Origin of the sequence: Aureimonas sp. AU12 (assembly GCF_001463705.1) — a bacterium.
In the GTDB taxonomy this organism is placed as follows: domain Bacteria; phylum Pseudomonadota; class Alphaproteobacteria; order Rhizobiales; family Rhizobiaceae; genus Aureimonas.
Genome location: NZ_BBWH01000007.1, coordinates 1 through 21,916 on the forward strand (window position 1 = coordinate 1; position 21,916 = coordinate 21,916).

Below are 21,916 nucleotides of genomic sequence, written 5' to 3' on the forward strand. Positions count from 1 at the left end.
TCCGAAGCCAGTTCGATCGAGACGATCTCGGCATCGCCCTGCCCCGCCTTGACCACGTCGCCGACGCTCTTGCCGAGCAGGCTGCGGGCGAGCGGCGAGACATGCGACAGGAGTTCGTGGGCCGGATCGGCCTCGTCGATACCGACGATGCGAAAGCTCTGGCTGCGCCCGTCGTCGCGTTCCACCGTGACGCGGCTGCCGAAATGGACGCTCGACGCGTCGGACGGCGCGTCCACCAGCTCAGCCGAAGCGCGTCGTGCATGCCAGTAGCGCACATCGCGCTGGATCGTGGCGATGGCGATGCGGTCATCGGCCTCACGCGCCTCGACGAGGCGCTCGTCGAGATCGACCAGCGCCTCGTCGATCAGGCGAAGGCCGCGCGTCGTGACGAGATTCGTGTCGGTGCCGAGATCCCGGTCGGGAAGGGTCTCGACCTGCAGGTCGTTGGGTTCTTTGACGAATGCAACGCTCATGGGAACTCTGCCTTTGTTCGACGTTTCGGGTCCGTCCCGCTCAAGGCTGTGCAACGGCGTGCTGGCCATGACGATCCATCGCATCCGACATCACGCGGATCGCGGCGGGGGAATAGACGTGGCCGGCGGACGAGCGGATCCACGGATGAAGGTCATCCTCGGCGCGGTCGCGCATCATGCCGACGGCGTAGTTGATGGCGTGGTGGAGCGAAGGCCAACGATCGGCCGAATGACCGGTGCCGGGTCCGGCGATGCGCCAGACCGAGGGGTCGGGGTGGGAGGTCCGGTCGCCCCAGATCAACGTCGCGACATCATCTTCGCCGGGCATGGGTTCATTCTCCGAACGGCCGGCACGACACGCGCAGCGGGGAAGATCAATGGAATGAAACCCGACCGAACCGTTTCGGTTCCCTAACAATCAGTCGCACGACGCATTGCCGGCCGTCACTTCGCGAATCGCGAGCCGAAAAGGCCGGGGAATACCGGCCCTTTCGAGCGGTGTGGCCGAGATCAGCCGGCCTTGTACTTGCCGTCGAGCGCGTCGATCGCGTCGACATTGGGCCCGGAGGAACTGGCGGGATCGAAGTCGGCGGCCAGATAGGCGTCGACGATCGACTTGGCGAGTTCGGGGCCGATCACCCGAGCGCCCATCGTGATGATCTGCGCGTTGTTGCTCTTGGCGGCCCGCTCGGCCGAATAGGTGTCGTGCGTCAGCGCGGCGCGAATGCCCGGCACCTTGTTGGCCGAGATACAGACGCCGATGCCCGTGCCGCAGACGAGGATGCCACGCTCGTATTCACCGTTCACCACCGAGGATGCGATCCGGTCCGTAGTCGAGGCGTAGCGCTCGTCTGCGCCCGTGGGCGAAGCGCTGGCGTCGACGACCTCGAGGTCGGAGCGCTTGGCCAGATGTTCGGCGATAATCTTGACGAGCGGAAGTCCGGCGCTGTCGCCGCCCAGAACGATTTTCATGCGTGTCTCCTCCGATGGAACGACGGGTTCGGCGGCCGGCATCGCCGGGCCGCACGCGGACGGGACCTCACGAGGTCGCCCGTCCCCTCCTCGTTACGATAATCACTTCCCGTTCAGATGTTCAACCCGCGCTCGTTTTTCAAGGCGAACCGGCCCGCCGCGTTGCGTCGTCGATGGCGAGGATGCTCTGGGCGTTGGCGAGCGAGGTGGCGATGACGTCCACGGCGCCGGTGCGCAGGGCCGCGAGGATCGAGACCGATTTCGTCGGCTCGCCCGCCAGCGCCACGACGTTGGGGATCGCCCGCATTTCCGACAGCCGCAGACCCACGACACGCCCGCCGAGGATCTCGTTGCGCTCGCGCCCTTCGAGATCGAAGAAGTCGTAGCCCATGAGATCGCCGACGACGCCGGCCGCGCGCGCCGCCAGGATCTCGTCGCGCTTGAACCAGCCCATGCGGACCATGTGGCTTTCCTCGCCGAGATCACCGATGCCGATCAGCGCGAAATCGGCGCCGCGGGCGATGTCGAGCGTGCGCCGCACCGTCTGGTTGCGCAGAAGCGCGTCGCGCAGATCCGCCTCCGGCACGTAGGCCGGCGCATAGAGCGTCTCGGGCGTGCCGCCGAAGCGCCGTGCCAGCTTGCGGCAGATGTGATCGGCGTTCCAGGGCTCGCCGGCCCGGTGCGCGCCGCCGGTGGCGCAGACGAAGGTCGCGGACTGGACCGCCGCGCGGCCGCGCGTATCGGCCACCGCCGCGACGTTGCGGCCCATGCCGACCGCCACCGTCGCGCCGTCGAAGAGGGCCTGCTCCAGATAGTCGGCGACGACGAGCGCCACCTCGGCGCGCTGCGCGTCGGGCTCGCGCCGGTCGGTGGCGATGAGCGCGGCCTTGATGCCGAAGCGCGCCTTAAGCCGCTCCTCGACGTCGCGCGCGATCGAGCGGTGGACGCGGATGCGAACGTCCACCACCCCCTCCTCGCGCGCCTGGCGCAGGAGACGGCTGACCTTCATGCGCGACAGGCCGAACTCCGCGGCGATGTCAGCCTGCGTCGCGTCGCCTTCATAATAGCGACGGGCGATCTGTGTCAGCATGTCGAGGTCGGAGGGTGCCGACGATTCCATGGAACCTCTCCTCTTGTCGCCGGAGGCGCCCGGCCTTGCCTCATGTTCATATGGCACTGCAGCGTTCAGATGAACAATTTTCTGGCAGCGGCGATTGATTCCGGTGCGGACCCGTGGGATTGCTGACCGCGAACGGGGGCTCCCACGTCGCAACGGGACGTCCCGCATGCCTTATCGCTGGCACCACCACCCGCAATCGCCGGGCGGCAGTGCCGGCGCCGCGATCGAAGCTGAAGGACGTTTCATGTCGGCCACCGCCACCCTCCCCGCCCTCGACGCCGTCCAGACCCGCCTGATGGCGAGCGGCATCCGCTTTCTCTCGATGGATGCCGTGGAAGCCGCCAATTCCGGCCATCCCGGCATGCCGCTCGGCATGGCCGACGTCGCCACCGTGCTGTTCAGCCGCTTCATGAAATTCGACGCGTCGAACCCCGACTGGGCCGACCGCGACCGCTTCGTGCTCTCGGCCGGCCACGGCTCGATGCTGCTCTATTCGCTGCTCCACCTGACCGGCTACCGCGACTTCCCGATCGACGAGCTGAAGCGCTTCCGCCAGCTGCATTCGAAGGCCGCCGGCCATCCCGAGTTCGGCGAGGGCGCAGGCATCGAGACCACCACCGGTCCGCTCGGCCAGGGCCTCGCGACCGCCGTCGGCATGGCGCTCGGCGAGAAGATCCTGCGCGAGCGCTTCGGCGCCGAGCTCTGCGACCACTACACCTACTCGATCGCCGGTGACGGCTGCTTCATGGAAGGCGTCAGCCAGGAGGCGATCTCGCTCGCCGGCCACCTGAAACTCGGCAAGCTCATCGTGCTCTGGGACGACAACCGCATCACGATCGACGGCTCGACCGAACTCTCGACCTCCGACGACCTGCTCGCCCGCGTCGCCGCGTCCAACTGGAACACCGATCAGGTCGACGGCCACGATCCGGCCGCCGTCGAGGCGGCGATCGCCAAGGCCCGCCACTCCGACAAGCCGACGCTGATCGCCTGCCGCACAACGATCGGCTACGGTGCCGGCAAGAAGGCCGGTACGCACGGCGTCCACGGTTCGCCGATCGGCGCCGAGGGCATCGCCCATGCCCGCGAGTACTTCACCTGGGCGCACGAGCCCTTCGTTTTGCCCGACGAGGTGACCGATTTCTGGAAGGCCGTGGGTTCGCGCGGCGCCGCCGAGGCCGCCGAGTGGGAGAAGCGCCTCGCCGGTGCCGACGCCAAGCTCGCGGGCGACTGGGCCCGCATCATGAAGGACGGGTTCGACGGCGACGCCACCGCGATCCTCGCCGAGATGAAGGCGAGGATCGCGGCCGACAAGCCCTCGCTCGCCACCCGCAAGGCCGGCCAGATGGTCATCGAGGCGCTGTCCGCGGGCTCGCTGAAGCTTCTCGGCGGCTCGGCCGACCTCTCGGGCTCCAACCTGACGAAGGCCGGCTCGGCCAAGCCGATCACCCCGGACGATGCATCCGGCGACTACGTGTTCTACGGCGTGCGCGAGCACGGCATGGCCGCGATCATGAATGGCCTGTCGCTGCATGGCGGCTTCATTCCGTTCGGCGGCACGTTCCTGTGCTTCTCCGACTATGCCCGGCCCGCCATGCGCCTCGCGGCGCTGATGCACCAGCCGGTGGTCTACGTGATGACGCACGATTCGATCGGCCAGGGAGAGGACGGCCCGACGCATCAGCCGATCGAGCATCTGGCCTCGCTGCGCGCCATGCCGAACATGCTGCTGATGCGCCCGGCCGACGGCATCGAGACCGCCGAGTGCTGGGAAGCGGCGCTGGCCAATACCAAGCACCCGACGACGCTGGTGCTCTCGCGCCAGAACCTCAAGACGCTGCGCACGGGCGACCTCGCGGAGAACCTCTCGGCCAAGGGGGCCTACGTGCTGGCCGAAGCCGAGGGCGGCGCGCGTCAGGTGACGCTGCTCTCCACCGGCTCCGAGGTCGAGATCGCGGTGGCCGCGCAGGCGCTTCTCGCCAAGGACGGCATCCGCGCCGCCGTCGTCTCGATGCCCTGCTGGGAGCTCTTCGCCGAGCAGCCGAAGGGCTATCGCGACGGCGTTCTCGGCACCGCGCCGCGTCTCGCTATCGAGGCCGCCAGCCCCTTCGGCTGGACCCGCTTCGTGGACGAGGAAGACGACGTGATCGGCCTCACCACCTTCGGCGCCTCGGCGCCGGGCGCCGATCTCTACAAGCATTTCGGCCTCACCGCCGAGAAGCTGGCGGAGAAGGCCAAGGCCAAGATCGCCGCCTGATCGAGGACTGACGCTTCGGCCCCGGCATCAAGCCGGGGCCGAAGTTGCGAAGGCGTCGCCCCGGCGGCGCGAAACGGCATGGGAGGAAAGACCGTCGTGACCAAGCGTCCCTGGATCGGCACGAGCTGGAAGATGAACAAAACGATCCGGGAGGCCGATGCCTTCTGCGAAACGTTGCGCCAGTCCGACTGGTCCCGGCAGAGCGATGCCGCCCAGCTCTTCGTCATCCCTCCCTTCACGCTTCTGAACCGCGTGGTGATCGCGCTCGACGAGACCGACGTCATCGTCGGCGCGCAGAACGCCCATTGGGAAGACGCCGGCGCCTGGACGGGCGAAATCTCGCCGGTGCAGGTGAAGGATTGCGGCGGACGCCTGGTCGAGATCGGTCATTCCGAGCGCCGCACCTTCTTCAACGAGACCGACGAGACCGTCGCCAAGAAGACCGCGTCCGCTGTGCGCAACGGGCTGACGGCGCTGGTCTGCATCGGCGACACGCTCGAGGAGTACGAGGCCGGCAAGACCGCCGCCGCCCTCAAGCGCCAGACGCTCGCGGCGCTCTCGCTCGTCAACTGGGCCGGCGGCGCCAAGGTCATCATCGCCTATGAACCCGTCTGGTCGATCGGCGAAGGTGGCACGCCCGCCGACCCGGCCTTCGCCGACGAGCAGCATGCCCGCATCAAGGAGCTGACGGCGGCCGAGCTCGGCGCGCCGCTGGCGGTCCTCTACGGCGGCAGCGTCAACCCGACCAACTGCGTCGATCTGGCGAACCGCCCGAACATCGACGGGCTCTTCATCGGCCGCTCCGCCTGGAAGGCGGACGGTTATCTCGGCATCGTCTCGGACGTCGTCGCCTCGCTCGCCTGACCTCTTCTCCTCACCGCTTTCAGGAAACCGTCACCGATGGCATTGATCACGCTGCGCCAGCTTCTCGACCACGCCGCCGAGTACGGCTACGGCGTACCCGCCTTCAACATCAACAACATGGAGCAGGGCCTCGCCATTCTCGCGGCGGCGGCCCAAACCTCCTCCCCGGTGATCCTGCAGGCCAGCCGCGGCGCGCGCGCCTATGCCAACGACCTCATCCTCGCCCGGCTGATCGAGGGCCTGGCGGAGATGCATCCCGACATTCCGCTCTGCATGCATCTCGACCACGGCAACAACGAAGCGACCTGCCTCACCGCCATCCAGCACGGCTTCACCTCGGTGATGATGGACGGTTCGCTGCGCGAGGACGGCACCTCGCTCGCCGATTACGACTACAATGCCGGCATCACCCGGCGCGTCTCCGACATGGCCCACTGGGCCGGGGCCTCGGTCGAGGGCGAGATCGGCGTGCTCGGCTCGCTCGAAACCGGCGGCGGCGAGCAGGAGGACGGACACGGCTTCGAGGGCACCCTCTCGCACGACCAGCTGCTGACCGACCCGGCCGAGGCCGCGCGCTTCGTCGAGGACACCCATGTCGATGCGCTCGCCGTGGCGATGGGCACCTCGCACGGCGCCTACAAGTTTTCGCGCAAGCCCGACGGCGACGTCCTGGCGATGAACGTCATCGAGGCGATCCACCGGCGGCTGCCCAACACCCACCTGGTGATGCACGGCTCGTCCTCGGTGCCCGAAGACCTGCAGGAGATCGTCAACAAGTATGGCGGCGAGATCAAGCCGACCTGGGGCGTGCCGGTCGCCGAGATCCAGCGCGGCATCCGCCACGGCGTGCGCAAGATCAACATTGACACCGACTGCCGTCTCGCGATGACCGGCGCCATCCGCAAGGTCTTCGCCGAGAAGCCCGAGGAGTTCGACCCTCGCAAGTATCTCGGCCCCGCCATGACGGCGGTGACGAAGCTGGCGGCGCAACGCTTCGAGGAGTTCGGCACCGCCGGCCACGCCGACAAGATCCGCCCGATCGCGCTGGCCGACATGGCCAAGCGCTACCGCGACGGCTCGCTGCGCACCGAAGTGGCGGCCGCGTAGGGCGTTTCCAGCCGAAGCGGGCCCCGCTTCGTCGTCGGACCCTTGCGAATGGTCTGAACAGACGTCCCGCGAGCCGATGTTGGCGGGACGTACTAACCATCGCCGGCAACGCCAGAGGTCGAACGGACGGCCCCGTCGGGACTCCGCCGCCCGAAGATCCGCGGCGCCATCGGCCGCCATGGGAGGGCGATCCCGGTGCCCTCGTTCGAGATGCCGATGCGCCTGCGCTCCTTCCTGCCGGAACCCACCAGCGTCAGCCTGCGCGAACGCGTTCGCGCAGCATTGGGCGCACTTGTGGGCATTCTTGCCACCGGCCTCGTCAGCCGCACCGCGATCGGCGACGTCTCGGCACTCCCGGCGTTGATTGCGCCGATGGGCGCCTCGGCGGTCCTGCTCTTCGCGGTGCCTGCCAGTCCCCTCGCGCAGCCCTGGTCGATCGTCGGCGGCAATCTTGTCTCGGCGGCGATCGGCGTCGCGGTGGCCGGCCTTCTCCCCGATCCGCTGCTGGCGGCGGGACTGGCCATCGGCCTCGCCATCGCCTGCATGACCGTGCTCCGCTGCCTACATCCGCCGAGCGGCGCGGTTGCGCTGACGGCGGTGCTCGGCGGGCCGGCGATCCATGCTCTCGGCTACGGCTTCGTGCTCTGGCCCGTGCTCGCCAACTCGCTGCTGCTTCTCGCCTGCGCGCTCGCCTTCAACAACCTGACGGGACGTCCCTATCCCAACGCAGGCGCCCGCAAGCCGATCGACCACGGGACGGCCGACCCCGCGCCCGGCGCGAGGGCCGGCTTCTTGTCGGACGATCTTGACGCGGTTCTGCGGGACTACGACCAGCTTCTCGACGTCTCGCGCGCCGATCTCGAGGCGATCCTGCGGCAGGCGCAAATGCGCTCCTACCGCCGCCGCGCCGGCGGCACGCTCTGCGCCGACGTGATGTCGCGCGATGTGATTGCGATCGCACCGGACGCGTCCCTGAAGGAAGCGTTCGAACTCCTGCGCGCGCATCACATTAAGGCGCTACCAGTGACCGACGACAGCGCGCGCGTGCTCGGCATCGTCACGCAGACCGATCTCCTCGATAAGGCGGTGTGGGACCGACGCGGGCCGCGCCTCGGCACGCGCCACCGCATCCAGCTGTCGCTCGGTCGCGGCCGCGCGCCGTCCGGCAGCGTCGAGGACATCATGACGACGCCGGTCGAAACCGTCTCGCCCGACGCAAGCGTCGCCGCCGTGGTGTCCCTCATGTCGGAGGCCGGGCTGCATCACCTGCCCGTCGTCGGCCCCGACCGCCGGCTGGTCGGCATCGTCTCACAGACCGACCTCGTCATGGCGCTTCTCGCCGACGCGGCGGACGCGGCTGCGCCGATCTCCTGATCGATCCATCGGCTCGAACGGCTGCCGGGCATCCTGTCAGGCGCAATTGACAGTCATTCGGTTGTGTCTCAATATGAATGAACGTTCATTTTATTGGGCATCATGGTCGAAACCCTCGCCAAACCTCGCGACACCGCCGCCGCCATTCGCACCGCCGCGCTCGGAATGTTCGCCGAGAAGGGCTATGCGGCGGTGTCGATGCGCGAGATCGCGGAGGCGTCCGGCATCCGGCAGGGCGGCATCTACAATCACTTCGCCGCCAAGCAGGACATCCTGCGCGCGCTGATGGTCGGCCACATGGAGGCGCTGATCGCGGCGTGGGAGACACACGCGCCGATGGGCGACGATCCGGCCGCCGATCTCACCGAATTCGCGCGCTTTCATATCGGCTACCATTTCGAGCGTCCGGAGGCGGTGTTCGTCGCCTACATGGAGCTGCGCAGCCTGGAGCCGGACAATTTTGCCGCGGTCGAGGCCCTGCGAGACCGCTACGAGCGCATCCTGCGCGCGATTCTGGAGCGCGGCGCCGCAGCCGGCCTCTTCGCGCTGCGCGACCCCGCCGTCGAGACGCGCGCGCTCATCGCCATGCTCACCGGCGTCACCACCTGGGTCCGCGAGGGCGGGCGCCTGTCGATCGCCGAGATCACCGATCTCTATGCCGGGCTCGTACGCCGCGCGGTCGGGCTGCCCGACGCCACCAAGACCAACTGAGGGGAGGAACCGAGCATGTTCGAGGGCGGACTGGGCTTCGGCCTCAACGAGGATGTCGCGGCGCTACGCGAGGCCGTGCGCCGCTTCGCTTCCGAGCGCATCGCACCGCTGGCAGCCGAGATCGACCGCGCCAACGTCTTTCCCGACCACCTCTGGCGCGAAATGGGCGATCTCGGCCTGCACGGGATTACGGTCGGCGAGGAAGATGGCGGCCTCGGCCTCGGCTATCTCGCCCATTGTGTCGCGATCGAGGAAATCAGCCGCGCCTCGGCCTCGGTCGGCCTCTCCTACGGCGCCCATTCCAACCTCTGCATCAACCAGATCCGTCGCAACGGCACGCCCGAACAGAAGGCGCGGTATCTGCCGAAGCTGATCTCCGGCGAGCATGTCGGAGCCCTTGCCATGTCAGAGCCGGGAGCGGGTTCCGACGTGATGTCGATGAGTCTGCGGGCCGAGCGGCGGGGCGAGGGCTTCGTGCTCAACGGCTCGAAGATGTGGATCACCAACGGCCCCGACGCCTCGACGCTGGTGGTCTACGCGCGGACGGACCCGGCCCCGGGACCACGCGGCATCACGGCCTTCCTCGTCGAGCGCGGCATGCCCGGCTTCTCCACCGCGCAGAAGCTCGACAAGTTGGGCATGCGGGGCTCCAACACCTGCGAACTCGTCTTCGCCGATTGCGAGGTGTCGGCCGAAAACGTCCTCGGGACGGTCGGTGGCGGCGTGAGCGTGCTGATGAGCGGGCTCGACTACGAGCGCATCGTGCTCGCCGCAGGGCCGCTCGGCATCATGGCCGCCTGCCTCGATGTCGTGATGCCCTATGTCCACGAGCGTCGCCAGTTCGGCCAGGCGATCGGCGAGTTCCAGCTGATGCAGGGCAAGCTCGCCGACATGTACGTCACCGCCAATGCGGCGCGGGCCTATGTCTATGCCGTCGCGGCCGCCGCCGATCGCGGCGAGACCAGCCGCAAGGACGCCGCCGGCTGCATCCTCTTCGCTGCCGAGACGGCGACGCAGATGGCGCTTCAGGCGATCCAGGCGCTCGGCGGCGTCGGCTACACCCACGACTATCCGACCGGGCGCCTCCTGCGCGACGCCAAGCTCTACGAGATCGGCGCCGGCACCTCGGAGATCCGGCGCATGCTGATCGGGCGCGAGCTCTTCAAGGAAACCGCGTGATGCCCGCGCTCGCCTCCGCCCTCCTCCCGCGATCGCCGGATTGTCTCGCCAACCGCGCCGCGATGCTGGCGCAGCTGCGCACCATTGAAGAAGCCGCATCGGACGCCCTGGCTGGCGGCGGCGCGGAGGCCCGCCGGCGCCATGTGGCGCGCGGCAAGCTGCTGCCTCGCGAGCGGGTGGAGCGGCTGCTCGATCCCGGCTCGCCCTTTCTCGAGATCGGCCTCTTCGCCGCCCATGGCACGCATGAGGGCGGCCTCCCGGCGGCCGGCGCCATCGCGGGCATCGGCCGGGTGTCGGGCCGCGAGGTGATGATCCTCGCCAACGACGCCACGGTGAAGGGCGGCACCTACTTTCCGCTGACGTTGAAGAAGCACCTGCGGGCGCAGGAGATCGCCGCCGAGAACGCCCTGCCCTGCCTCTATCTCGTGGATTCCGGCGGCGCCAACCTTGGAACCCAAGACGAGGTCTTTCCCGACCGCGATCATTTCGGCCGCATCTTCTTCAACCAGGCACGCATGTCCGCCGCCGGCATCGCGCAGATCGCGGTGGTGATGGGCTCCTGCACGGCGGGCGGCGCCTATGTGCCGGCGATGAGCGACGAGACGATCATCGTCGAGGGACAGGGCACGATCTTCCTCGCCGGCCCGCCGCTGGTGAAGGCGGCGACGGGCGAGATCGCCACGGCCGAAGAGCTCGGCGGCGGGCAGACCCATGCCCGGCTCTCCGGCGTCGCCGATCATCTGGCGACCGACGATGCGCACGCCATCGCCATCGCCCGGCGCATCGTCGCCAACCTCAATCACGTCAGGCGCTGGCCGGTGGCGCTGCAGCCGGTGGAGGCGCCACTCTTCGAACCCGAGGAGATCCTCGGTCTCGTGCCGGCCGACCCGAAAACGCCCTTCGACATCCGCGAACTCATCGCCCGCGTCGTGGACGGCTCGCGCTTCGACGAGTTCAAGGCGCTGTTCGGCCCCACCCTCGTCTGCGGCTTCGCCCATCTCCATGGCATGCCCGTCGGCATCCTCGCCAACAACGGCGTTCTGTTTTCCGAGAGCGCCCAGAAGGGCGCGCATTTCGTCGAGCTCTGCTCGCAGCGCAAGGTGCCGCTCGTCTTCCTGCAGAACATCACAGGCTTCATGGTGGGGCGGCAATACGAAGCCGGCGGCATCGCCAAGCACGGGGCCAAGCTCGTCAACGCCGTGTCCACCACGGCCGTGCCGAAGCTGACGATGATCGTCGGTGGCTCCTATGGCGCGGGCAATTACGGCATGTGCGGCCGGGCCTATTCGCCGCGCTTCCTCTGGACCTGGCCGAACGCGCGCATCGCCGTGATGGGCGGCGAGCAGGCGGCGGGCGTGCTGGCGACCGTCCGGCGCGAAGCGATCGAGCGGCGCGGCGGGGACTGGTCGGCTGACGAGGAGACGGCGTTCAAACGCCCGACCGTCGAGCAGTTCGAACGCCAGAGCCATCCGCTCTACGCCTCGGCCCGGCTCTGGGACGACGGCATCGTCGATCCCCGCCGCACGCGCGAGGTGCTGGCGCTGTCGCTGGCCGCCGCGCTCAACGCCGACATCGCGGAGACGCGGTTCGGCCTGTTCCGGATGTGAGGGCCCCATGCGCAAACTCCTCATCGCCAATCGCGGCGAGATCGCCTGCCGCATCATCCGCACGGCACGGCGGATGGGGCTTTCGACCGTCGCCGTCCATTCCGATGCCGACCGCGACGCGCTGCATGTCGCCATGGCCGACGAAGCGGTGGCCATCGGCCCCGCGCCGGCACCCGAGAGCTACCTTCGGGCCGATCGCATCGTCGAGGCGGCGCTGCGCACCGGCGCCGATGCCGTCCACCCCGGCTACGGCTTCCTGTCGGAGAATGCCGCCTTTGCCGAAGCCATCGAGGGCGCCGGTCTCGTCTTCGTCGGGCCTTCTCCGGCGGCGATCCGCGCCATGGGGCTGAAGGACGCCGCCAAGCGGCTGATGGCGGAGGCCGGCGTTCCCGTCGTGCCCGGTTATCACGGCGAGCGGCAGGAGCCGGACTTCCTGGCCGCGCAGGCCGACGGCATCGGCTATCCCGTCCTCATCAAGGCGCGAGCCGGCGGCGGCGGCAAGGGCATCCGGCGCGTCGACGATCCGCGAGACTTCGCCGCCGCGTTGGCCGGGGCGCAGCGCGAAGCGCTCGCCGCCTTCGGCGATGCCGCCTGCCTCGTCGAGGCCTATGTCGCGACGCCCCGCCATATCGAGATCCAGGTGTTCGGCGACGGTCGGGGCGAGGCCGTCCACCTTTTCGAGCGCGACTGCTCGCTGCAGCGCCGGCACCAGAAGGTGCTGGAGGAAGCCCCCGCCCCCGGCATGCCCGGCGCGATGCGCGCGGCGATGGGCGAGGCTGCCGTGCGCGCCGCGCGGGCCATCCGCTACGGCGGCGCCGGAACGGTGGAGTTCATCGCGGACGCCTCGGATGGGCTCCGATCCGACCGCTTCTGGTTCATGGAGATGAACACGCGGCTTCAGGTGGAGCATCCCGTCACCGAAGCGATCACCGGGATCGACCTCGTGGAATGGCAGCTGCGCATCGCGGCCGGCGAACCCCTGCCGTTGCGCCAGGATGAGATCGCGATGCACGGCCATGCGTTCGAAGCGCGGCTCTACGCCGAAGACCCCGCCAACGGCTTCCTGCCCGCCACCGGCCGGCTTCGGCACCTGCGGTTTCCCACCGATGCACGGATCGAGACGGGCGTTCGCGAGGGCGACGAGATCACGCCCTTCTACGACCCGATGATCGCCAAGATCGTCACCCACGGCCGCGACCGTTCGCAGGCCCTGCGGCGCCTTGCCGATGCGTTGGCGAAGACGCAGATCGAAGGGACGATCACCAATGCCGGCTTCCTCCGCCGCCTCACGGATGACCCCGACGTCGTGGCGGGCAGCGTCGATACCGGACTGATCGAGCGCAAACTGGCCGGCCTCACCGCACCCGTTGAGCCCGACGACTGGACGCTTGCCGCCGCCACACTGGCCGAACTCGGCGCCTTCGAGCCGGCGCGGGAAACGGGCGACCCCTGGGATGCCGGCTCGAACTTCCGCCTGTGGGGCCGGGCGGAGCGAACGGTGGCGTGGGCGCAGGCGGATAGTCCCCTGGCCGTCGCGGTCTCTGCTACCTCCGGTACGCGCTTCTCGCTGGATCTTCGGGGTGGCCGGGTCGACGTGGAGGCCCGCCCTGCCATCGCCGACCGGCCGGCGACGATGACGATCGACGGGTGGACACGGCCGGTGCAAGTCCTGCGCACTGAGGCCGGCGTCACCGTCTTCGGCGGAGATGGCACCGCGAGCTTCACCCGGCCTCGCCACAGCGCAACCGGCGTCGAACCGGCATCGGACGGGCGCATCGTCTCGCCCATGCCCGGTCTCGTGCGGCTCGTCGGCGCGGAGGTGGGCGCGGCCGTCCGGCAGGGCGATATGCTGGCCGTGGTCGAAGCGATGAAGATGGAGCACACGTTGCGCGCCTCTCGCGATGGCGTGATCTCGGCGGTCTTCGTCGCCGTCGGCGATCAGGTGGAGGCCGGGGCTGGGATCGCCGAACTGGAAGCGATCGAGCCGTGAGCGAGTTCGTCACGCTTCATGAAATGGGGCCGCGAGACGGCTTGCAGAACGAGCCGCGGCCCATCTCCACCGCCGACAAGATCGCGCTGGTGGACCGTCTCTCGACGGTCGGCTTCCGGCGGATCGAGGTGGCGAGCTTCGTCTCGCCGCGCCGCGTGCCGCAGATGGCGGACGGAGCCGCGGTCCTCGGCGGCATCACGCGCCGCACGGGCGCCCTCTACACCGCGCTGACGCCGAACCTTCGCGGTTACGCCGCCGCCCGCGCCTCCGGGGCCGACGAGGTCGCCGTCTTCGTCTCGGCCTCGGAGGGCTTCTCGCAGGCCAATCTCAACTGCTCGATCGCCGAGAGTCTCGCGCGCTTCCGAGACGTTCTCGGCGCCGCGAAGACCGACGGCGTGCCGGTGCGCGGCTACGTCTCCTGCGTGGTCCGCTGCCCCTATGACGGCGCCGTCGCGCCGCAAGCCGTGGCGGATGTCGCGGGCTGGCTCGTAGACCTCGGCTGCGGCGAGATCAGCCTCGGCGACACGATCGGCGCGGGGACGCCGGACAGCGTCGGCGCCATGCTGGACGCCGTGCTGTCGGCGTTGCCGCCGGACCGGCTCGCCGGTCATTTCCACGACACGGGCGGCCAGGCGCTCGCCAATATCGAGGCCTGCCTCGCGCGTGGCCTTCGCGTCTTCGACACCTCCATCGCCGGCCTCGGCGGATGTCCCTTCGCGCCGGGTGCGCCGGGCAATGTCGATACACAGCGCGTCAACGCTCGGCTGCGGGCGCTGGGCTTCGAGACCGGGCTGGACGAGGCGGCGCTGGACGCAGCCGCTCGTTTCGCACGCGCGATCACAGGACCGGAGGCCCTGGCGTGAGTGCATCGACGATCCGCATCGAGGTCGAGGCGGGGGTCGCGACCCTGACGCTGACACGCGCGGCCCGGCACAACGCGATGAACGCCGAGATGATCGCCGAGCTGACCGATGCCGCGCGCCGGCTCGGCGAGGACCGCTCGGTCGTCGCCGTCGTGCTCACCGGCGAAGGCGCGAGCTTTTCGGCCGGGGCCGATCTCAGCTGGATGCGCAGCCAGTTCGACGCGACCCGCGAAACACGGATCGAAGCGGCGATGACGCTGGCGCGCATGCTGAAGGCACTGAACGAACTGCCGAAGCCGCTCATCGGCCGGATCAACGGTCAGGCATTCGGCGGCGGTCTCGGGCTGATCGCGGTCTGCGACGTTGCCGTTGCCGTCGATACCGCTCGCTTCGCCTTCACCGAGGTCCGCCTCGGGTTGATCCCCGCGACGATCTCGCCCTATGCCCTGCGCCGCACCGGCGAAGCCAACGCCCGGCGGGTGTTCTTCTCCGGCCGCGCCTTCGACGCGAACGAGGCCGTGACGCTCGGGCTCGTCGCGCGAACGGCGAGCGCCATCGAACTCGACGCGGCGGTGGATCGCGAGATCGCGCCCTATCGCGGCGTCGATGCCGGCGCCGTTGCGCTGGCCAAGCGCCTCGTTCTCTCGAATACCGCATCGCTAGACGAGACAGCCCTGCGCCGGACCGCCGAACAGTTGGCAGATTGCTGGGAGCGTCCGGCGACGCACGCCGCGATTGCGGCCTTTCTTTCGAAAACTGGCGGGTAGCGGATGCCGACGAGGCGATCGTGGCCGCCGACTCGAGGCCTCATCGGCCGAGACCTATAAAGCCTTGATCGCTCCGGCGGCTCGATGATCCATGTGCTACGTGTCAACTGACAAGCGAACGGGTGACTTGATCGCCGCCGCAGTCGGCCGATAACAGCAGGGAGCGGCCGACGATTCGCCGCGTCGTCCCTGCCGCTCGCCAGGAGCCCGAGATGCGTACCGTCCTCTCCGTCAACCTCAATGCCGTCGCGATGCTGCGAAACCGCCGCGACCTCCCGTGGCCGAGCGTCGTTCATTTCGGCCGGCTGGCGCTCGCCAACGGCGCCGGCGGGCTGACGGTGCATCCCCGGCCCGACGAACGGCACGTGCGCTTCTCGGATCTACCGGACCTGCGCGCCCTCATCGACGCCGAGTTTCCGTCGGCGGAGTTCAACATCGAGGGGTATCCGACCGAGACGTTCCTGCGGCTCTGCGAGGATGCGCGCGCCGACCAGGTGACGCTGGTGCCGGACGACCCCGCCCAGTCGACGTCCGACCACGGCTGGAACTTCGCTGGCGAAGCCGAGCGCCTGCGCCCGGTGATCGCCCGCCTCAAGGCCGGAGGCGCCCGCGTCTCGCTGTTTGCCGATCCATCGCCCGAGGGCGTGGACATCGCCGCCGAACTTGGCGCCGACCGGATCGAGCTCTACACTGGCCCCTATGGCGCGACGCACTCGGACGAGACCGCTGCGACAGCCGCTATCGAAGCGCTTCGGATCACCGCCGAAGCGGCAGGTCGGCATGACCTCGGCGTCAATGCTGGACACGACCTGACGATTGCCAATCTTCCCGCCCTGAAGGCAGCGGTGCCCGAGATCGCCGAAGTGTCGATCGGCCACGCGCTGATCGCCGACGCGCTGGAATTTGGATTCCCGGAGACGGTGCGGCGCTTCCTGGCCGCGCTGAACGGCTGACGGATCGAGGCTCGCTATTCGGGGCTCTGGCCGGGAACAAGGCCGCCGGAGGGTGTCGAGGCCATGACCGAAGGCGTGATGCCGTTGACCAGCGGGACGCTCGACGGCTTGCCAGTCGCGTCGCCGAGACCGAAGAGGAAGGGTAGCCCGTTGTTCTCGGTCAGCAGCACGACGCGCCCATCCGGCAACACGTAGCGCTCGACGACCTCGGCGCGCTCGCGGGGCGAGAGCCGCACCCCGGCCTCCTCCGCCTGCGCGGTCAGAGGCGAGAGAGCCGCGGCCATGGCGGCGACGGCGAAGGTGTTGGTGAGGAACGGTCTCATCGCGTGATCCTTCGAACGGGCTCGACGATCGAACGGATCGGAGCGTTGCGACGACAACGGCAGCGTGGATAGCGAGTTCCGGAAGCGCCCCGGCTTGCGGCGCGCGGCCTGACGGATCGCCAAGAAAAAGGCCCCGGAAGGGGCCTTTTCTCCCTCATGGCACGGACGTCAGTAACCGTAGCGATAATTGTTCGCCTTGCGCGCGATGTTGTGCGACGCTCGATTCTGCATCCGCTCGATCTGGCGACGCGAACGCGGATCGACATGGCCGTTGTTGTAGGCGCGTGCGCGGCGCTCGACTCGGTCGATGCGGTGCTGTTGGCGCTGGAGCCGGGCGGCCTCGCGAGGGGTCAGCCGACCCGATCGGTAACCGCGCTCGATACGCTCCTGTTGGCGGTACTGCCGCACATCGCTGCGATAGGTCTGCGCCAAGGCCGGCGCTGCGGTCGTGAAGAGAAGAGCGGCGGCAGCGCCCCAGATCATCGTCTTCATAGCTCGAACTCCCTGTTCCACGGATGTCGAAGGTTGTACCGGCACGCGGCTGAACCGCACCTGAATGGGTCGCCCCTCGCCTGATATGACGTGGAGAGCCTAAGCGTCATGTCGGTCCATTGCCGGCAACAGATCCCTGTCGCTAGTGCTCGGTCTGCCCGGGAACGAGCCCGCCCGACGGTGTCTGTCCGGTGCCCGTCGGGGTCAAACGGCCGGATGGGACGCAGGCGGCGAGCGCCAGCATGGCGGACAAAGCTGCGATCAAACCGAGGGAATGGCGCATGTCATCTTTCAGTGGGAAGCTGTGGCGAGGCCGGAAACCCGGCGCTCGCCTCTCTATAATGCCGGTCGATCAGCCTTCGCGGCCGAGGGGGATGCCGATGCCGCTATTGGTCTCCGGGATCGCGCCAGGGACGCGGGTGAGCGTGTTGCCAGCCGTTCCGGACGCATCCGGTGCCATGACGCCGTAGGCGCCGACCCCGTTCGAGAGGCCGCCGGGGCCGCGCGGGCTTCCGCTGCGGCTGGAGGTCGACGCATCGAGCCCGACGCCCGGCAGTCCGGTGCCGCCGGTCTCGACGGGCGTGCCGCGTCCGAGTTCGACGGTCCCGCCATTGCGCGGAATGGGTGCGGAAGACTGCGCGGCGGCGGCGGTCGCAAGGCCGGCGACGGCGGCAAAGGTTGCGGCAGCCAGAGTGGAGCGGATCATGAGTGTGTTCCCATCAGAGAGGTCCGGGACGAAACGGGCGAAGGATGGGACAGTTCCGCGGAGCCCCGGCCATCCAATCGGAGGTCGGAGCTCGCCGAGCCCGCACGTTTCGCCCCAGTCGGAACGAAGACGAGCAGGCCCGCCCTCGCTCGCCAAGGATCAGTTCGAACTCTGGCCCGGCACGATCCCGCCCGACGGTGTGGTCTCCGTGGCGACTGCGGCCGCGGCGGGATCCATGCCCTCGGTCGGCACGAGCGAACCATCCCGCGACGTGGCGCTCGTCGAGGTCGGATCGGTCATGCCGACGCTCGGGGCCCGCGTCGTGTCGCCGGTGGTGGCGGCGGCGCCCATCTGATCGGGCGACGCGTTGTCGACGCTCGCAGGTGGCGTCACCGGCGCGGGCGCGGGCGTTGCGGACTGGGCGAACGCCGGCGCTGCAGAGAAGGCCAGCGCTGCTGTTGCGGCCAAAAGTCGGTTCATCGGATCGTCTCCCAAAACGGGTCCGCGAAGCGGACGGTCGTGGAGGGAAGGCCGGCAGGACGGCATTGGTTTCGCTTGGCGCGTCACGAAGCCGTCAGCACGCTCCGGCCGCCGGAGCGATCGAAGCACGTCGCAAGAGGTGCACGGCCGGTCGGTTCATCCCACGATGAAGCGCTTTCAAGAGACTTGAAAGAACAGTTTCCGATTCCATCCCGAGCCGTGCTGTTCGCATGAACAAGTCGCCGACGAGAGCGTGGTGAAGCTGTGGCGAAAACCCGCCTTCGCCGAGACCGGCAGTCTATCCTCGCGGCAAACGAGGGATATGCAAGGCTATCCCCCTTGGGTGCCGATACGAAATGTGAAGTGGCGTCGTGAAACTTTTGCTTGCAAACACATCGGACTGATTGCAAGAGATTGATGTTCGGGCAAATTCGCGAACTCGGGTAATGGACGAATTGCGTATCGAAGGCGCCTCCTTCGGGCGGTTGGCGAAAGCCGGCTGCGATGTATCGGTTCCTTTTCCTCGCATCAAGACTTGCCTGCCAGGCCCGCAAGGGCAACGAATAAGCCAAGGAAAAGGGTTTCGTCATGTCACAGACCGGTACGGTCAAGTTCTTCAACACCGAAAAGGGCTTCGGTTTCATCAAGCCTGACAACGGTGGTGCGGACATCTTCGTGCATATTTCGGCCGTTCAGGCGTCGGGCCTTTCCGGCCTCGTCGAGAACCAGAAGGTTTCCTACGAGACCGAGCCGGACAAGCGCGGCAAGGGCCCGAAGGCCGTGAACCTCGAAGCCGCCGACTGAGACACGTCGTCGATCGCAAGCCGCAAGGCCGCGATACACGCATGCGAATTTGCAAAGGCCCATCCGGCAACGGAGCGGGCCTTTGTCGTTTTCAGCCTTCTGACGGCGCGAAGCGGGGCGCAAACCGCCCGCCCTCCAAGCAACCGGCCGAGCCCGTGCCATTTCGAGACAGTTGAACTGGCATGCGCCTTGCTGCGGTATCGTTGACAAAACGTTAACGCGCCGGAGGCTCCCCGTGACGCCGCACCCTTCCGTCCTTCTGACCGCCGCCCTTCTGGCCCTGTCGGCGCCCGCCGAGGCGCGAGACTTCCTCGCCGATGGCGGCGGGATCCAGTCCCGCACGATCGTTCGAACGCCCTATGGCCGGGTCGCCGTCGAAGCCCCCTCGATCAGCGGCTTCGCGTTCGACGACCACACGCGCAGTTTCCTGCGCGACGGCGGCAGCATCCGTAGCGAGCGGCCGCGCCCGATCGTCCGCGAGAGCCATGGCGGTAGGTTCGAACGGATCAGCGGCTCGGTCTCGCGCATGAGGGCGGGCCCGGTCGAGGCCTTCGATCGCGACACCCTCACCTACGGAACCTCCGGCCCCGTCTCCAGCCCGTCCGTGATCTACATCGGCACGCCGCCGAACGAGGGTCCCGATGCGCTGGCCGACCAGCCGGGCGTGCGGCGTGAGGGCGGAGCCAAGATCATTGATGTCGCCTCCGCGCGGCTGGATCGCCGGCCCTACGGCAAGGACGGGCTCGACATCGTCTATTCCGGCGCAACCAAGATCATCCGGGTCTCGCCCGACTTCCGCCGCGCGGCGACGGCCGAAGCGCAGAAGGACGACGTCGCCCTGGCGCCTCCCGCCAATGCGACGCGCTTCTCGCGGCTGACGCCGGCCGAACAGGCGATGACCGTCTATCCCGATGACGGGGCGGCCGGCGACGACGCCCTTCTGCAGGCCCCTGCCCCGACCTCGCCGCCGATTCCCGCGGATCGCCCGCAGGCGTCGGTCGCGGCGCCGGTGGATGCCTCGCCTGCCGCGAACGAGGCGACGCCGTCGGCCGAGCCGACCGGGTTCGAGCCGTGGACGCCCGAGTGGCTGCGCGACTGCGTCGCCCGCTACCCCGGTTTCGACGCCTCGCTCGGCACCTACACCGACGAGAGCGGACGCCGCCGGTTCTGCACCGGCGAGCCTTGAGCGCTTCGAAGGCGACTAGACCTCAGACGAGAAACGGGTTGGTGCGGCGCTCGACGCCGAGGCGGCTGCCTGGCCCATGACCGCAGATGAAGCCGACGTCATCGCCGAGCGGCAGGATCTTGGTGCGGATGGAGGCCAGAAGCGTGGCGTGATCGCCGCCGGGCAGGTCGGTGCGCCCGATCGATCCCGCGAAGAGCACGTCGCCGGCATGAAGGAACTGCGCCGCCCGCTGGAAGAACACGACATGGCCCGGCGAATGACCGGGTGCGTGCAGCACCTCGAACGCATGTGTGCCGATCTGGAGCGTTTCGCCCTCCGCGAGCCACCGATCGGGCACGCAGTTGCGAACCGCACCCTCCAGCCCGAACATGCGGGCCTGATCCTCGAGCCGCGACAGGAGCATCGCGTCGGCCTTGTGCGGCCCGACGATCTCGGCGCCGATCGCATCCCTTAGATCCATCGCGCCGCCGGCATGGTCGATATGGCCGTGCGTCAGCCAGATGGCCTCGACAGCGATGCCGAGGCGGTCGATGGCGGCGAGGATGCGCTCGACGTCGCCGCCGGGATCTACCACCACGCCCTCCTTCGAGGTGTCGTCGAAGAGGATGCAGCAGTTCTGCTGGAACGGGGTGACGGGCACGATCTCGGCGGACAGTCGGGTCAAGCGGCGGCTCCCGGATGAAGGCAGTGGCGCCGCGGCGGGATCGCCCGGCGCGTTCCGTCTGACGAAAAAAGCCCGGCGCCGCAAGCGGAACCGGGCTGATCGATCTCGGCGGCGACGGGCCTATTCGGCGGCGAGACGCTTCGGCGTGACTTCGGCCATGTAATCCTCGACGAGGCGACGGGTGATGTCGCCCGGCTGGAACTGGTAGGGCCCGACTTCGGCCACCGGCGTCACCTCGGCGGCGGTGCCGCAGAGGAAGCATTCGGTGAAATCCGACAGTTCGTCCGGCAGGATCGTCCGCACGACGACTTCGTAGCCACGCCGCTTGGCGAGATCGATGACGGTGCGTCGGGTGATGCCGTCGAGGAAGCAGTCGGGATCGGGCGTATGAATGACGCCGTCCCTGACGAAGAAGACGTTGGCGCCGGTCGCCTCGGCCACATGACCGCGCCAGTCGAGCATCAGCGCGTCGGCATAGCCCTTGGCCTCGGCGGCATGTTTCGAAATGGTACAGATCATGTAGAGGCCGCTGGCCTTGGCCTTCGACGGCGCGGTGCGCGGATCGGGCCGGCAATAGTCGGCGATGTCGAGACGGATGCCCTTCATCCGCTGCTCGGGATCGAAGTAGCTCGGCCACTGCCAGATTGCGATCGCAACGTTGATCCGGTTCTTCTGAGCCGAAACACCCATCGATTCCGAGCCGCGCCAGGCGATCGGGCGCACATAGGCGTCGGTAAAGCCCTGGCGGCGCAGAAGCTCGTTGCAGGCCGCGTCGATCTCGGCGGCGCCGTACGGCAGGTCGAAGCCGAGGATCTTGCCGGACGCGATCAGGCGTTCGGTGTGCTCGCGCAGCTTGAAGATCTCGCCGCCATAGGCGCGCTCGCCCTCGAACACCGACGAGCCGTAATGCAGCCCGTGGGTCAGCACGTGAATCTTGGCATCCTTCCAGTCCAGGAATTCGCCGTTGAACCAGATCTGGCCATCCAGCTGGTCGAAGGGAACGGTGCTCATCGTGGTTCTCGCG

Annotated in this window: 23 protein-coding genes; 13 read left to right on the top strand and 10 right to left on the bottom strand. The window is 68.5% G+C overall.

The features are described from left to right. The 4 genes from AUL33_RS03355 to AUL33_RS03370 form a co-directional block, all read right to left on the bottom strand. Positions 1-473, bottom strand: a 473-nt coding sequence (locus AUL33_RS03355) for a GreA/GreB family elongation factor (RefSeq protein WP_062203651.1), incomplete at its 3' end; no start/stop codon positions are given. A 40-nt stretch (positions 474-513) separates the two neighbouring features. Further along, positions 514-801, bottom strand: coding sequence for a hypothetical protein (locus AUL33_RS03360; RefSeq protein WP_062203653.1), 288 nt, complete (start codon positions 799-801; stop codon positions 514-516). A 182-nt stretch (positions 802-983) separates the two neighbouring features. Then, positions 984-1,445: an RpiB/LacA/LacB family sugar-phosphate isomerase gene (locus AUL33_RS03365; protein ID WP_062203655.1), complete on the bottom strand. Its 462-nt coding sequence runs from the start codon at positions 1,443-1,445 to the stop codon at positions 984-986. A 139-nt stretch (positions 1,446-1,584) separates the two neighbouring features. Further along, the gene (locus tag AUL33_RS03370; protein ID WP_062203657.1) at positions 1,585-2,565 is read right to left on the bottom strand and encodes a sugar-binding transcriptional regulator; all 981 of its coding nucleotides are present in this window, start codon (positions 2,563-2,565) and stop codon (positions 1,585-1,587) included. 244 nt (positions 2,566-2,809) lie between these two features. On the opposite strand from AUL33_RS03370, the gene tkt reads away from it, so the two are divergent. From tkt to AUL33_RS03425, 11 genes are all read left to right on the top strand, one after another. Further along, a complete protein-coding gene (tkt, locus tag AUL33_RS03375) occupies positions 2,810-4,822 on the top strand; it encodes a transketolase (RefSeq protein WP_062203659.1) in 2,013 nt (670 codons plus the stop codon). Positions 4,823-4,900: 78 nt separating this feature from the next. After that, positions 4,901-5,686 carry a triose-phosphate isomerase gene (locus AUL33_RS03380; protein WP_062203661.1) on the top strand — a complete coding sequence of 262 codons (786 nt, stop codon included), beginning with the start codon at positions 4,901-4,903 and terminating at the stop codon, positions 5,684-5,686. A 36-nt stretch (positions 5,687-5,722) separates the two neighbouring features. Then, positions 5,723-6,793 carry a class II fructose-bisphosphate aldolase gene (gene fba / locus AUL33_RS03385; RefSeq protein ID WP_062203664.1) on the top strand — a complete coding sequence of 357 codons (1,071 nt, stop codon included), beginning with the start codon at positions 5,723-5,725 and terminating at the stop codon, positions 6,791-6,793. 210 nt (positions 6,794-7,003) lie between these two features. After that, positions 7,004-8,167: an HPP family protein gene (locus tag AUL33_RS03390; protein WP_062203729.1), complete on the top strand. Its 1,164-nt coding sequence runs from the start codon at positions 7,004-7,006 to the stop codon at positions 8,165-8,167. Between the two features lie 102 nt (positions 8,168-8,269). Beyond that, a complete protein-coding gene (locus tag AUL33_RS03395; RefSeq protein ID WP_062203732.1) occupies positions 8,270-8,878 on the top strand; it encodes a TetR/AcrR family transcriptional regulator in 609 nt (202 codons plus the stop codon). Positions 8,879-8,893: 15 nt separating this feature from the next. Continuing rightward, positions 8,894-10,057 carry an isovaleryl-CoA dehydrogenase gene (locus AUL33_RS03400; protein ID WP_062203667.1) on the top strand — a complete coding sequence of 388 codons (1,164 nt, stop codon included), beginning with the start codon at positions 8,894-8,896 and terminating at the stop codon, positions 10,055-10,057. After that, a complete protein-coding gene (locus tag AUL33_RS03405) occupies positions 10,057-11,664 on the top strand; it encodes a carboxyl transferase domain-containing protein (protein WP_062203669.1) in 1,608 nt (535 codons plus the stop codon). Before AUL33_RS03400 ends, AUL33_RS03405 begins: the two co-directional genes overlap by 1 nt. A gap of 7 nt (positions 11,665-11,671) precedes the next feature. Then, positions 11,672-13,654, top strand: coding sequence for an acetyl/propionyl/methylcrotonyl-CoA carboxylase subunit alpha (locus AUL33_RS03410; RefSeq protein WP_062203671.1), 1,983 nt, complete (start codon positions 11,672-11,674; stop codon positions 13,652-13,654). 23 nt (positions 13,655-13,677) lie between these two features. Next, positions 13,678-14,517 (top strand): hydroxymethylglutaryl-CoA lyase, encoded by an 840-nt coding sequence (locus AUL33_RS03415; RefSeq protein ID WP_244491945.1) that lies wholly within the window; start codon positions 13,678-13,680, stop codon positions 14,515-14,517. Next, positions 14,514-15,284 carry an enoyl-CoA hydratase-related protein gene (locus AUL33_RS03420; protein WP_062203675.1) on the top strand — a complete coding sequence of 257 codons (771 nt, stop codon included), beginning with the start codon at positions 14,514-14,516 and terminating at the stop codon, positions 15,282-15,284. Before AUL33_RS03415 ends, AUL33_RS03420 begins: the two co-directional genes overlap by 4 nt. A gap of 212 nt (positions 15,285-15,496) precedes the next feature. Further along, positions 15,497-16,237 (top strand): pyridoxine 5'-phosphate synthase, encoded by a 741-nt coding sequence (locus AUL33_RS03425; protein ID WP_062203678.1) that lies wholly within the window; start codon positions 15,497-15,499, stop codon positions 16,235-16,237. A 14-nt stretch (positions 16,238-16,251) separates the two neighbouring features. On the opposite strand, the gene AUL33_RS03430 is transcribed toward AUL33_RS03425, so the two are convergent. The 4 genes from AUL33_RS03430 to AUL33_RS03445 form a co-directional block, all read right to left on the bottom strand. After that, on the bottom strand, positions 16,252-16,560 hold the full coding sequence (locus AUL33_RS03430; RefSeq protein ID WP_156419265.1) for a hypothetical protein: 309 nt from the start codon (positions 16,558-16,560) through the stop codon (positions 16,252-16,254). Between the two features lie 168 nt (positions 16,561-16,728). Beyond that, the gene (locus AUL33_RS03435; protein WP_202815287.1) at positions 16,729-17,052 is read right to left on the bottom strand and encodes a hypothetical protein; all 324 of its coding nucleotides are present in this window, start codon (positions 17,050-17,052) and stop codon (positions 16,729-16,731) included. A gap of 352 nt (positions 17,053-17,404) precedes the next feature. Beyond that, the gene (locus tag AUL33_RS03440; protein WP_062203684.1) at positions 17,405-17,758 is read right to left on the bottom strand and encodes a hypothetical protein; all 354 of its coding nucleotides are present in this window, start codon (positions 17,756-17,758) and stop codon (positions 17,405-17,407) included. A gap of 159 nt (positions 17,759-17,917) precedes the next feature. Then, the gene (locus AUL33_RS03445) at positions 17,918-18,238 is read right to left on the bottom strand and encodes a hypothetical protein (protein WP_156419266.1); all 321 of its coding nucleotides are present in this window, start codon (positions 18,236-18,238) and stop codon (positions 17,918-17,920) included. Positions 18,239-18,826: 588 nt separating this feature from the next. Between AUL33_RS03445 and AUL33_RS03450 the strand changes: the two genes are divergently transcribed. Together AUL33_RS03450 and AUL33_RS22710 are read left to right on the top strand one after the other, a co-directional pair. Then, a complete protein-coding gene (locus AUL33_RS03450) occupies positions 18,827-19,042 on the top strand; it encodes a cold-shock protein (RefSeq protein ID WP_062203690.1) in 216 nt (71 codons plus the stop codon). A gap of 235 nt (positions 19,043-19,277) precedes the next feature. Further along, positions 19,278-20,228 carry a BA14K family protein gene (locus AUL33_RS22710; protein ID WP_062203695.1) on the top strand — a complete coding sequence of 317 codons (951 nt, stop codon included), beginning with the start codon at positions 19,278-19,280 and terminating at the stop codon, positions 20,226-20,228. A gap of 22 nt (positions 20,229-20,250) precedes the next feature. On the opposite strand, the gene AUL33_RS03460 is transcribed toward AUL33_RS22710, so the two are convergent. Together AUL33_RS03460 and AUL33_RS03465 are read right to left on the bottom strand one after the other, a co-directional pair. Further along, a complete protein-coding gene (locus AUL33_RS03460) occupies positions 20,251-20,892 on the bottom strand; it encodes an MBL fold metallo-hydrolase (protein ID WP_062203698.1) in 642 nt (213 codons plus the stop codon). A gap of 120 nt (positions 20,893-21,012) precedes the next feature. Then, positions 21,013-21,903: a branched-chain amino acid aminotransferase gene (locus tag AUL33_RS03465; protein ID WP_062203701.1), complete on the bottom strand. Its 891-nt coding sequence runs from the start codon at positions 21,901-21,903 to the stop codon at positions 21,013-21,015. Between the last annotated feature and the right edge of the window lie 13 nt (positions 21,904-21,916).

What these genes read in the sequence shown, in the direction of transcription:
- AUL33_RS03360 (WP_062203653.1), bottom strand. Translation starts at nt 801, where the DNA reads ATGCCCGGCGAAGATGATGTCGCGACGTTGATCTGGGGCGACCGGACC.
- AUL33_RS03365 (WP_062203655.1), bottom strand. Translation starts at nt 1,445, where the DNA reads ATGAAAATCGTTCTGGGCGGCGACAGCGCCGGACTTCCGCTCGTCAAG.
- AUL33_RS03370 (WP_062203657.1), bottom strand. Translation starts at nt 2,565, where the DNA reads ATGGAATCGTCGGCACCCTCCGACCTCGACATGCTGACACAGATCGCC.
- tkt (WP_062203659.1), top strand. Translation starts at nt 2,810, where the DNA reads ATGTCGGCCACCGCCACCCTCCCCGCCCTCGACGCCGTCCAGACCCGC.
- AUL33_RS03380 (WP_062203661.1), top strand. Translation starts at nt 4,901, where the DNA reads ATGGGAGGAAAGACCGTCGTGACCAAGCGTCCCTGGATCGGCACGAGC.
- fba (WP_062203664.1), top strand. Translation starts at nt 5,723, where the DNA reads ATGGCATTGATCACGCTGCGCCAGCTTCTCGACCACGCCGCCGAGTAC.
- AUL33_RS03390 (WP_062203729.1), top strand. Translation starts at nt 7,004, where the DNA reads ATGCCGATGCGCCTGCGCTCCTTCCTGCCGGAACCCACCAGCGTCAGC.
- AUL33_RS03395 (WP_062203732.1), top strand. Translation starts at nt 8,270, where the DNA reads ATGGTCGAAACCCTCGCCAAACCTCGCGACACCGCCGCCGCCATTCGC.
- AUL33_RS03400 (WP_062203667.1), top strand. Translation starts at nt 8,894, where the DNA reads ATGTTCGAGGGCGGACTGGGCTTCGGCCTCAACGAGGATGTCGCGGCG.
- AUL33_RS03405 (WP_062203669.1), top strand. Translation starts at nt 10,057, where the DNA reads ATGCCCGCGCTCGCCTCCGCCCTCCTCCCGCGATCGCCGGATTGTCTC.
- AUL33_RS03410 (WP_062203671.1), top strand. Translation starts at nt 11,672, where the DNA reads ATGCGCAAACTCCTCATCGCCAATCGCGGCGAGATCGCCTGCCGCATC.
- AUL33_RS03415 (WP_244491945.1), top strand. Translation starts at nt 13,678, where the DNA reads ATGGGGCCGCGAGACGGCTTGCAGAACGAGCCGCGGCCCATCTCCACC.
- AUL33_RS03425 (WP_062203678.1), top strand. Translation starts at nt 15,497, where the DNA reads ATGCGTACCGTCCTCTCCGTCAACCTCAATGCCGTCGCGATGCTGCGA.
- AUL33_RS03430 (WP_156419265.1), bottom strand. Translation starts at nt 16,560, where the DNA reads ATGAGACCGTTCCTCACCAACACCTTCGCCGTCGCCGCCATGGCCGCG.
- AUL33_RS03435 (WP_202815287.1), bottom strand. Translation starts at nt 17,052, where the DNA reads ATGAAGACGATGATCTGGGGCGCTGCCGCCGCTCTTCTCTTCACGACC.
- AUL33_RS03440 (WP_062203684.1), bottom strand. Translation starts at nt 17,758, where the DNA reads ATGATCCGCTCCACTCTGGCTGCCGCAACCTTTGCCGCCGTCGCCGGC.
- AUL33_RS03445 (WP_156419266.1), bottom strand. Translation starts at nt 18,238, where the DNA reads ATGAACCGACTTTTGGCCGCAACAGCAGCGCTGGCCTTCTCTGCAGCG.
- AUL33_RS03450 (WP_062203690.1), top strand. Translation starts at nt 18,827, where the DNA reads ATGTCACAGACCGGTACGGTCAAGTTCTTCAACACCGAAAAGGGCTTC.
- AUL33_RS03465 (WP_062203701.1), bottom strand. Translation starts at nt 21,903, where the DNA reads ATGAGCACCGTTCCCTTCGACCAGCTGGATGGCCAGATCTGGTTCAAC.